Source organism: Butyricicoccus sp. OF10-2 (assembly GCF_003481925.1).
Classification (GTDB): domain Bacteria; phylum Bacillota; class Clostridia; order Oscillospirales; family Butyricicoccaceae; genus Agathobaculum; species Agathobaculum butyriciproducens.
Map to the genome: position 1 here is coordinate 1 of NZ_QUMC01000058.1, position 3985 is coordinate 3985.

3 protein-coding genes and 2 pseudogenes are annotated in these 3985 nt (G+C 53.5%); all 5 read right to left on the minus strand.

Annotated elements, in window-relative coordinates; all coding sequences use genetic code 11:
- Nucleotides 1-199 (minus strand): annotated as a pseudogene (locus DXB00_RS16030) (acryloyl-CoA reductase electron transfer subunit beta); the annotation flags it as partial.
- Nucleotides 200-220: 21 nt separating this feature from the next.
- Nucleotides 221-1020 (minus strand): annotated as a pseudogene (acrB, locus tag DXB00_RS16035) (acryloyl-CoA reductase electron transfer subunit gamma).
- A 21-nt stretch (nucleotides 1021-1041) separates the two neighbouring features.
- A complete protein-coding gene (locus DXB00_RS16040) occupies nucleotides 1042-2184 on the minus strand; it encodes an acyl-CoA dehydrogenase (RefSeq protein WP_118362012.1) in 1143 nt (380 codons plus the stop codon).
- A gap of 397 nt (nucleotides 2185-2581) precedes the next feature.
- Entirely contained in the window at nucleotides 2582-2968 is a 387-nt protein-coding gene (locus DXB00_RS16045) for a MerR family transcriptional regulator (RefSeq protein ID WP_117492801.1), read from the minus strand.
- Nucleotides 2969-3488: 520 nt separating this feature from the next.
- Nucleotides 3489-3985, minus strand: a 497-nt coding sequence (locus DXB00_RS16050) for a Gfo/Idh/MocA family protein (RefSeq protein ID WP_243107260.1), incomplete at its 5' end; no start/stop codon positions are given.

A 3985-nucleotide genomic window follows, 5' to 3' on the forward strand; every position in this document is an offset into this window, starting at 1 on the left:
CCCAGTTCCTTTGCCATCTTCTCGCCTACGCCCTTGCCGCCAAGCAGCAGGCCGCAAACTTCAGTGCCCATGTCGTCTGCCAGCTTGCGTGCTCAGAGATCAGCTCGAGTACGGTCGGCTGCAGCTCGCCCTGGCGCTGCTCACAGAATACCCATACGCCGGAAAAATCGGCGAGGTTCGTATTATTGAAATCAGCCATTGTTCAGTATTCTCCTTCCGATTAAATGATGTGCTTCTTCTGAAGCTCAGCAACCAGCTCGTCGCAGGTAGCCTTGTCAGCGCCCTCAAGCATCTTGCCCTGACCCTTCTGGGGAGGAGTGAAGGACTTGAAGATGTTGGTGGGAGAACCCTTCAGACCAATGGTGGTGGGATCGATCAGCGGATCGTCCTTCAGGGTGTTGTAGTCATAAACTGCGATCGGCTTATCGTAGCAGCCCATGATGCCCTTGATGGACATGTAGCGGGGCTCGTTCAGCTCCTTGATGCAGGTCAGCAGGCACGGGGTCTGGGTCTCGATGGTCATGTAGCCATCCTCCAGAGCGCGCTTAACGGTAACGGTGGTGCCTCGATCTTTACGTCAGCAGCGTAGGAGATCTGCGGGATGTCCAGCTTCTCAGCGATCTGAGAGCCAACCTGAGCGGTATCACCGTCGATAGCCTGACGGCCGCAGAATACTACGTCATCAGCGTCAACGCCATACTTCTTGATAGCAGCAGCCAGGATCTGGGAGGTTGCGAAGGTATCGGAACCGCCGAACTCACGAGCGGAAACCAGAATGCCCTCGTCAGCGCCCATAGCCATCAGCTCACGCAGCATGCCCTGTGCCGGGGGAGGACCCATGGTGATAACAACGACCTTGCAGCCGGTAGCGTCCTTCAGCTTCAGAGCAGCCTCAACCGCGTTCTTGTCGTCCGGGTTGATGATGGTAGCCATGGATGCGCGGTTCAGAGTGCCATCGGGATTAACAGCAACCTTACCGGAGGTATCCGGAACCTGCTTTACACAAACAATTGCCTTCATAGTTCAGTTTTCCTCCTATTCTTACTTACCGAGAATGTTACCGGAGATAACAACGCGCTGGATCTCGCTGGTGCCCTCGTAGATCTCGGTGATCTTGGCATCACGCATCATGCGCTCAACCGGGTAATCCTTGGTGTAGCCGTAGCCGCCGTGTACCTGAACTGCCTTGGTGGTGATCTTCATAGCAGCCTCGGAAGCGAACAGCTTAGCGGTTGCAGCGTCCAGAGTGAAGCGGCCGCCCTCAGACTTAGCAACAGCAGCCTTGTAGGTCAGCAGGCGAGCAGCCTCGATTGCAACGTGCATATCAGCAAAGAGGAACTGAGTGTTCTGGAACTTTGCGATCGGACGGCCGAACTGCTCACGGGTCTTAGCAAAGTTGATGGACTCTTCCATAGCGCCCTCTGCAATGCCCAGTGCCTGTGCAGCGATGCCGATACGGCCGCCGTCCAGGGTCTGCATAGCGATCTTGAAGCCCTTGCCTTCTGCGCCGAGGAGGTTCTCCTTCGGAACGATGCAGTCGGTGAATACGATCTCAGCCGTCGGGGAGCCGTGCAGGCCAAGCTTCTCCTCGTGCTTGCCAACAGAGAAGCCCGGGAAGGAGCTCTCTACGATAAATGCAGAAATGCCCTTGGTGCCCTTGGACTTGTCGGTCATAGCGAATACTACGAATACGTCAGCAACGTAGCCGTTGGTGATGAAGATCTTGGAGCCGTTCAGTACGTAGTGGTCACCCTGCAGCTCAGCAACGCAGGTGCCCTTTGCAGCGTCAGAACCAGCGTCCGGCTCGGTCAGTGCGAAAGCGCCTACCTTGTGGCCTTCGGTCAGCATGCGGAGGTACTTCTCCTTCTGTGCGGGAGTACCGTTTGCAATGATCGGGCCGCAGCACAGACCATTGTGGGTAGCGAGGATATCGCCGGTGGAAGCGCACTGCTTGGACAGCTCTTCGATAGCGATAGCGGAGGAAAGATCGTCAGCGCCTGCGCCGCCGAACTCCTCGGGCACGATCATGCCCATAACGCCCAGATCGAACAGCTTCTCGATGTTCTCGCGGGGGTAAGTAGAGGTTTTGTCGGTTTCCGCAGCGATGGGCTTAACTTCGTTCTCGGTGAAGTCATGCATCATCTGGCGAACCAGTTCCTGTTCACGGGTCAGATGGAAATCCATGTTCAAGTCTCCTTCTTGTTTGGATATTTATTGCCAAAGCCGGTAAAAACCGGCATTCCGCCTGTTGCAGACTGCCATTTGGTGCGGCAGGGAACCGCTTGCCCGTGTCTAACCGATCGATAGGGTGGTTCGGTTTGGAGCGGGTTTTGCACACTTTTTTGTTAAGTTTTTGTTCCGTCTACCAATATACCACACCAGATAGCAAGCGTCAACTGTCAATATTAACGGAATAAAGCAATAAATTTGGTAAATTATAAGGGATTGCACAAGCGGAATATTCTCAAAACGCGGGGTATGGTGATAAATACCGAAAAAAACGATGGAAACTGGTAAAAATACACAAATACACAGAGCTCTCCGGCGGGAGAACTCTGCGGTGGTGAAGTGTTGGTGCAGTTCAGTCTTTGGCTTTACCGCGCAGCTCGGGTTCTTTGGCGAGGCAGTTGCCGTAGTTTTCAATCTTGTGGTTGAGCCGCTCGAGCGTCTGCTGCATGGTGGCAATGCGTTCCTCGAGCTGGTCGCGCTGCTCGAGGAGCAAGGCCTTGCGGGCGCCGATGGTGCTGTCGCCCTGCTGGAACAGAGCTACATATTCGATGAGCGCCTCAATTTGCAGACCGGCCGCACGCATACATTTAATAAACTCGATCCAGCTGCACGAGGTCTGGTCGTAATCGCGGATGCCGCTTTTGGTGCGCGGTACCGGCGGGATCAGGCCGATGCGCTCGTAGTAGCGCAGTGTGTCCGGCGTGATGTCGAATTGTCTGCTCACTTCTGCGATGGTCATGGGAGTCACCTTCCTTTGCCCTTAGTGTAGCACTTGGAGTGTACTCTAAGTCAAGGGGGAATTGAGAATTGAGAGTGGAAAATGGAGAATGAACGTGGCAGTTGACGGGTACAGGTTGATAAAATTGGTGTAATTCGACGAGAAACGGCGGGATGAGGTCATACCCCAGGGCACCTTCTCTTGCCCTTCGGGCAATTCACCTTGTCCCGCCCTACATGATACAATTTGTCAAATGGTTCAACGTATATACCATAATGATTACAATATACCGGAGGGCGGGGTGACCTTACCCCGCTGTTTGTAAATTCAGTTGCACGATTAAAATCGTAGGGGAGCACATTGTGCTCCCGCATCAATGTTAAATGCGTGCGGACATACGGTTATGTAATTGCAGTGAGTTGAATTTGACCATCGCGTTAATTTTCCATTCTCCATTCTCAATTTTCAATTACTGCAACAAAAAAGGAACCCTCTTTCGAGGATTCCTTTTTATGCAACTTTGGTTTGTTAAGCGGAGAAATTACTCCTCAACCTTAACGTATACGCCGCCGTTACGGCAGGACTCGGTAGCAGCCTTAGCCATGAGAACCGGACGCAGGCCATCGATAGCGCCGACAGCAGTCTCTGTATCGTTGTTGATTGCATCAACGAAGGAGATAACCTGGTTGATGAATGCCTGGTTGTAACGCTCGAGGAAGAACCACAGCGGCTTCTCGGAGTGAGCGCCATCCTTGGTCAGTACGGTGGTGGTGTTCAGCAGGTCGTTAGCATCGGAAGCCATGCCCTTAGAGCCGAACGCCTCAACGCGCTGGTCGTAGCCGTAAACTGCCTGACGGGAGTTGTTGATAACAGCGATGCAGCCGTTAGCCATCTTCATGGTAACAACAGCGGTGTCAACATCCGGAATACCGGACTCTTCCTGCAGGTTCGGGTTAACGAGGCAGGAACCAACAGCGGAGATCTCAACAGCCTCGGAACCGGTTACGTAGCGAACCATATCGAAGTCGTGGATCATCA